The organism is Arsenophonus endosymbiont of Bemisia tabaci Q2 (assembly GCF_902713415.1).
GTDB lineage: Bacteria > Pseudomonadota > Gammaproteobacteria > Enterobacterales > Enterobacteriaceae > Arsenophonus.
Genome location: NZ_CACTIE010000086.1, coordinates 1 through 7,024 on the forward strand (window position 1 = coordinate 1; position 7,024 = coordinate 7,024).

Annotated in this window: 3 protein-coding genes and 1 pseudogene; all 4 read left to right on the forward strand. The window is 39.1% G+C overall.

Annotated features, from left to right (window positions below; genetic code table 11):
• Window positions 1-138 precede the first annotated feature (138 nt).
• The 4 genes and pseudogenes from pdhR (at window position 139) to lpdA (ending at window position 6,683) form a co-directional block, all read left to right on the forward strand.
• Window positions 139-913: pseudogene (gene pdhR, locus ARSQ2_RS04700) on the forward strand (pyruvate dehydrogenase complex transcriptional repressor PdhR).
• 165 nt (window positions 914-1,078) lie between these two features.
• Entirely contained in the window at window positions 1,079-3,742 is a 2,664-nt protein-coding gene (gene aceE, locus ARSQ2_RS04705) for a pyruvate dehydrogenase (acetyl-transferring), homodimeric type (protein ID WP_181994533.1), read from the forward strand.
• 12 nt (window positions 3,743-3,754) lie between these two features.
• A complete protein-coding gene (aceF, locus tag ARSQ2_RS04710; protein ID WP_420837739.1) occupies window positions 3,755-5,056 on the forward strand; it encodes a dihydrolipoyllysine-residue acetyltransferase in 1,302 nt (433 codons plus the stop codon).
• Window positions 5,057-5,258: 202 nt separating this feature from the next.
• Window positions 5,259-6,683, forward strand: a complete 1,425-nt coding sequence (gene lpdA / locus ARSQ2_RS04715; RefSeq protein WP_181994534.1) for a dihydrolipoyl dehydrogenase — start codon at window positions 5,259-5,261, stop codon at window positions 6,681-6,683.
• Window positions 6,684-7,024 lie beyond the last annotated feature (341 nt).

Here is a 7,024-nt window from a genome sequence, read left to right on the forward strand (position 1 = left end):
AGGTTAAATATAAGCTCTTATGGACAGTTAGTGAATACTTTGTTACTTTATGTACATCTAGGATAAATTGGTATTACCAATTGACTTTGGTAGTGTTAAATAAGTATTTACGCAAAATATAAGTGGCCTATTGTAAATATGGTTTATAGCAAAATTCGCCAACCTAAATTATCTGATATCATTGAACAGCGCTTTGAGCTTTTAATCCTTGAAGGAATATTGTGCTTCGGAGAAAAATTGCTACCTGAACGTAAGTTGGCTAAGCAATTTTATGTTTCTCGTCCCTCTTTGCGTGAGGCGATTCAGAGGCTTCAAGCAAAAGGTTTTCTTCTTCGCCAACAAGGAGGAGGCACGTTCGTCCAAACAAATCTGTGGCAAAGCTTTAGTGATCCGCTTACCCAGTTATTATCTGGGCATATAGAATCACAATTTGATCTTTTAGAAACACGTCATGCACTTGAAGGTATTGCTGCTTATTATGCTACTTTAAGAGGAACCGATGAGGATCTGGCTCGGATTAAGAGCAGTCATTTACAAATTCAGGATATTGAAGAGCGTGGGGATGTTAATGCTGAAGTTGAGGCTGTTTTCCAATATCAGCTCGTTGTTACTGAAGCGGCGCATAATGCGCGGTATTATTTCATATACTTCGTTGTATGGTTCCATTGTTAGAGCAGAATATTAGACAAAATTTTGAGTGCTTATATACCCGTAAAGAAATGCACGCAACAGTAAGTAAACATAGAACTCAAAAATTTTTTGAAGCTATTATCGCACGTGAACCTGAAAAGCATAGGAAGCTTCACATCGTCATTTAGGATTTATTGAGGAGATTTTGCTGTACATCAGTCGTGAGCATAAACGTCGTGAGCGTTCTTTACGTCGAATAAAACAATATCAAAATTTAATTTAGTAGTGCAGATTTTTTGTTGCTGCGTCTGCATTACCCCTCTGATTTATTAGAGACAAAGTTGCGGCAATAGTGACTATCTTTTTTTCTTCTTTCTGATTTAGTAAATATGTTTAAAAGATGGCTCAGTAACTACATTAGAAACAGATAATAGATAAGGAATAGACCATGTCAGATATGTCGAAGAATGACGTGGATCCGATCGAAACTCGCGACTGGTTACAGGCGATCGAATCGGTCATCCGTGAAGAAGGTGTTGATCGTGCTAAGTATCTTATTGATCAAGTATTACAACAAGCACGCAAGGGCGGCGTTAATATCGCAGCTGGTTCTGGAAACTGTGATTATATCAACACTATTTACGTAGAGGATGAGCCTGATTATCCAGGCGACATGGATTTAGAACGTCGTATTCGCTCTGCGATTCGTTGGAATGCTGTAATGGCAGTTTTACGAGCTTCTAAAAAAGATCTGGAGTTAGGTGGTCATATGGCATCTTTCCAGTCTTCTGCAACTTTGTATGAAGTCTGTTTTAATCACTTCTTCCAGGCAAAAAACAATAAAAATGGTGGAGATTTAGTTTATTTCCAAGGACATATTTCGCCTGGTATTTATGCACGCGCATTTTTGGAAGGTCGTCTCACTGAAGAGCAAATGGACAATTTCCGGCAAGAAATTGGTGGCAAAGGTCTTTCCTCTTATCCTCATCCTAAATTGATGCCTGAATTTTGGCAATTTCCTACGGTGTCGATGGGATTAGCTCCAATAGGTGCTATTTATCAAGCAAAATTTTTAAAATACTTACAACACAGAGGTTTAAAGGATACCGCAGATCAGACAGTTTATGCTTTCCTTGGTGACGGTGAAATGGATGAACCTGAATCTAAAGGTGCTATCACGATTGCGACTCGTGAAAAGTTAGATAACTTGGTTTTTGTGATCAACTGTAACTTACAACGCCTTGATGGGCCAGTCACTGGTAATCGTAAGATTGTTAATGAATTAGAAGGTATCTTTAGCGGTGCTGGATGGCAGGTGATTAAAATCCTGTGGGGTAACCGATGGGATGAATTATTGCGCAAGGATACTTCAGATAAACTGATTCAGTTGATGAATGAAACTTTGGATGGTGATTATCAAACATTTAAGTCTAAAGATGGCGCTTATGTTCGTGAACACTTTTTCAATCGTTACCCTGAGACAAGTGCACTAGTCAAGGATATGACCGATGATGAAATCTGGTCGTTAAACCGTGGTGGTCATGATCCGAAAAAAGTTTATGCCGCTTTTAAAAAAGCGCAAGACACTAAAGCCAAGCCAACAGTCATTTTAGCTCAAACAGTTAAAGGCTACGGCATGGGCGATACTGCTGAAGGTAAAAATATTGCCCATCAGGTGAAAAAAATGAACCTCGAAGGGGTTCGTTATTTCCGTGATCGCTTTAATGTGCCGATAGCGGATGATCAAGTAGAAAAATTACCTTTTATTACTTTTAAAGAAGATTCAGCTGAATATAAATATCTCCATGAGCGTCGTCAGGCATTAGGTGGATATTTACCTGCACGAAATCCTACATTTGATGAAAAATTGGATATTCCTAGCCTAGAAGATTTTGGCCAATTATTAGCAGAGCAAAATAAAGAGATCTCTACTACGATCGCATTTGTACGTGCTTTGAATATAATGTTAAAAAATAACTCAATTAAAGATCGTCTAGTGCCAATTATTGCTGATGAAGCACGTACTTTTGGTATGGAAGGTTTATTCCGTCAAATTGGCATCTATAGTCCAAATGGACAACAGTACATCCCTCAAGATCGTGAACAAGTTGCTTACTACAAAGAAGACGAAAAAGGTCAAATTCTTCAAGAAGGTATCAACGAATTGGGTGCCGGCGCTTCTTGGTTAGCTGCTGCTACATCCTATAGCACAAATAATCTGCCGATGATCCCATTTTATATTTATTACTCCATGTTCGGCTTTCAGCGGATTGGTGATCTGTTATGGGCAGCTGGAGACCAGCAAGCGCGTGGCTTCCTAATTGGCGGAACCTCAGGACGTACCACATTGAATGGTGAAGGCTTGCAACATGAAGATGGCCATAGCCATATCCAGTCACTAACCATACCTAACTGTATCTCTTATGATCCAGCTTATGCTTATGAAGTTTCTGTTATTATGCATGATGGTTTAGTTCGTATGTATGGTGAGAAACAAGAAAATGTTTACTACTATATTACTACCTTGAACGAAAATTATCATATGCCAGCGATGCCTACTGGTGTTGAGGAAGGTATTCGTAAAGGTATCTATAAACTGGAGTCACTAAAAGGCGAAAAAGGCAAAATTCAATTGTTGGGATCGGGTTCAATGATGCGTCATGTTCGAGAAGCTGCAAAAATTTTGTCTAGTGAGTATGGTATTGCTTCCGATGTTTATAGTGTAACGTCATTTACCGAATTAGCTCGTGAAGGGCAGGATTGTGAACGTTGGAATATGTTACATCCATCTGATAAACCTCGTGTACCTCATGTTGCTCAAATCATGAATAATGCTCCGGCAGTTGCATCAACAGATTATATGAAATTATTTGCAGAACAAATTGGTTCCTACATTCCTGCAAGTGATTATCGTGTTTTGGGTACTGATGGTTTTGGTCGTTCAGATAGCCGTGAAAACCTCCGTCATCATTTTGAGGTTGATACTTCCTATGTGGTAGTAGCAGCGTTGGGTGAATTAGCGAAACGTGGTGAAATGGATGTAAAATTGGTGAATGAAGCCATTAAAAAATACAACATCAACCCAGAAAAAATTAACCCGCGTTTGGCATAAGAGGTAAAATCAATGTCTATTGAAATTAACGTTCCTGATATTGGTGCAGATGAAGTTGAAGTTACCGAAATTATGGTAAAAGTGGGCGACAAAGTTGATGTTGAGCAGTCGTTAATTACCGTAGAAGGTGAAAAGGCATCGATGGAAGTGCCAGCGCCTTTTGCCGGCGAAGTTAAAGAGATCAAAATTGCTAAAGGCGATAAAGTTAAAACCGGTTCACTAATTATGATTTTTGCGGTTGATGCTACCGCAGGTTCGCCAGCTGCCAGTGCGGAAACTAGCAGCGCTGAAATAGCGAAAAAATCAGAGGCCTCGCCTTCTGAACCCCCTCAAGTCTCATCTACAGCACAGGCAAGTAATGTTTCTGAGACTAAAAGTGAATTTATTGAAAATGATGCCTATGTGCATGCAACACCGCTTATTCGCCGTCTAGCGCGTGAATTTGGTGTTAATTTGGCTAAGGTAAATGGAACAGGACGTAAAGGTCGGATTCTGCGTGAGGACGTTCAAACTTATGTCAAAGAGGCGGTAAAACGTTCTGAACCTGGAGGGACTACTGCGGGTGGTTTACCAGGCATGCTACCATGGCCAAAAGTTGATTTTAGTAAATTTGGTGAAGTTAAAGAAGTTGAACTTGGCCGCATTCAAAAGATATCTAGCGCTAATTTGAGTCGTAACTGGGTAATAATCCCGCATGTGACTGTCATGGAAGATGCTGATATTACCGAAGTAGAAGCTTTCCGTAAGCAGCAAAATAAAGAGATGGAAAAGTTACAAACGGGAGTAAAAATTACACCATTAGTTTTTGTCATGAAAGCGGTTGCTCGAGCATTAGAAGAAATGCCTCGTTTCAATAGTTCAATTTCTACCGATGCTCAGCGATTAGCATTGAAAAAATATGTTCATATTGGTATTGCCGTTGATACCCCAAATGGTTTGGTTGTGCCTGTTATTCGCGATATTAATAAGAAAAGTATTATCGAGCTTTCCAAAGAATTGATGGAAGTATCGAAGAAAGCACGTGCCGGCAAGTTGACCGCGTCTGATATCCAAGGTGGCAGCTTTACTATTTCTAGCTTAGGTGGTATCGGTACAACAAGTTTTACACCAATTATTAATGCGCCAGAAGTGGCTATTATGGGGCTATCTCGCTCATCTATGAAGCCAGTATGGAATGGCAGTGAATTTATTTCACGTCTAGTATTACCTATGTCACTCTCCTTTGATCATCGTGTCATCGATGGTGCAGACGGCGCTCGTTTTGTCACTCGTATTGCACAGTTAATGAGTGATATTCGCCGTTTGGTTATGTAATTTATAGACCGACTAAATGTCGGTCTGTTTTATTATTAGTAATTACAGAATTTTTTCTAATTCGTCCTATAGGTTGAGAGTTATGTCACGTTACAGCACTTTCAAAGATGTTAATAATTCTGTAAACTGCCTTTAGTACACACGTCTCGGTGGTTATAAATTTTTCGTCTGACCCGCCGGACAACAAAAGTAAGAGGTCATGATGAGTACTGAAATCAAAACCACAGTAGTGGTTCTAGGAGCGGGACCTGCGGGTTATTCAGCAGCTTTTCGCTGTGCAGATCTTGGTTTAGAAACGGTTTTAGTCGAGCGTTATGAGACATTAGGTGGCGTTTGCCTTAATGTCGGTTGTATTCCTTCCAAAGCATTATTGCATGTTGCAAAAGTTATTGAAGAAGCAAAGGCATTGGCGGAACATGGGATCGTATTTGGCGAACCGAAAACAGATATTGATAAAGTACGGCTGTGGAAAGAAAAGGTTATTGGCCAATTAACAACTAGTTTGGTCGGGATGGCAAAAGGTCGTAAAGTTAAAGTTGTTAATGGATTAGGTAAATTTACCGGTACTAATACATTGGTTGTTGAAGGTAAAAAAGAAACAACAACCATAAACTTTGACAATGCTATTATTGCTGCAGGTTCACGTCCGATCCAGCTTCCATTTATTCCTCATGACGACCCGCGAGTATGGGATTCTACTGATGCTTTGCAACTAACAAAAGTACCCAAGCGTATGTTAGTTATGGGCGGTGGTATCATCGGTTTAGAAATGGGTACTGTTTATCATGCATTAGGATCGGAAATTGATGTAGTTGAAATGTTCGATCAGGTTATTCCTGCAGCAGATAACGACATTGTTAAGCTTTTTACTAAACAGATAAGTAAGAAGTTTAATTTAATGCTCGAGACGAAAGTGACTGCGGTGGAAGCCAAAAAAGATGTTATCTGTGTAACGATGGAAGGCAACAAAGCACCGGCAAAACCACAATGTTATGATGCTGTTTTAGTGGCAATTGGTCGTGTACCGAATGGCAAATTAATTGATCCGGGTAAAGCCGGAGTAGAAGCGGATGAGCGAGGTTTTATCCACACAGATAAACAGATGCGTACCAATGTGCCCCATATTTATGCGATTGGTGACATTGTCGGTCATCCAATGCTGGCTCATAAAGGTGTTCATGAGGGTCATGTGGCGGCTGAAGTGATTTCTGGTTTGAAATACTATTTTGATCCAAAAGTCATTCCTTCAATTGCTTATACTGAGCCTGAAGTTGCTTGGGTTGGTTTGACGGAAAAAGAAGCTAAAGAAAAAGGTATCAGTTATGAAGTAGCCACTTTCCCATGGGCTGCTTCTGGTCGTGCTATTGCATCTGATTGTTCAGAAGGTATGACTAAACTTATTTTTGATAAGGAAACCAACCGTGTTATTGGTGGGGCGGTTCTCGGTGTTAATGGTGGCGAATTACTAGGTGAAATTGGCTTAGCAATTGAAATGGGGTGTGATGCAGAAGATATTGCATTGACTATTCATGCTCACCCGACATTATACGAGTCAATCGGTATAGCAGCTGAAGTATTTGAGGGGAGTATTACTGATTTGCCTAATCCAAAAGCAAAGAAAAAGTAATTTACTTTATTCTCGTAAAATAAATTTGTTGTAAGCATTATTCAACTTATTACTAGCTCCTTTATTTGATTTAAATAAGAGAGCTATTTCTTGCTTGAAAAGCAAGAATAATATTTTATTCAATTGAAATGTTTATAGCTGGGCGACTTTAAAATGATTACAAGTAATTACTCTATATCATTAAATTTATATTTAAGAAAAACATATATTTTGTAATCAAAATTAAGACGCTTAGCTATATTTTTTAATAAAGTTAACTAGTTATTGCAATTTTCCATAAAAAACCATTTTTGCTACTAATAGATAAAATTTTTTACCTGGAATAGCAATACATGAGATCA

Excerpts from the sequence above, each read along its gene's own strand:
- lpdA (WP_181994534.1), top strand. The coding sequence starts at position 5,259 with ATGAGTACTGAAATCAAAACCACAGTAGTGGTTCTAGGAGCGGGACCT.
- aceE (WP_181994533.1), top strand. The coding sequence starts at position 1,079 with ATGTCAGATATGTCGAAGAATGACGTGGATCCGATCGAAACTCGCGAC.
- aceF (WP_420837739.1), top strand. The coding sequence starts at position 3,755 with ATGTCTATTGAAATTAACGTTCCTGATATTGGTGCAGATGAAGTTGAA.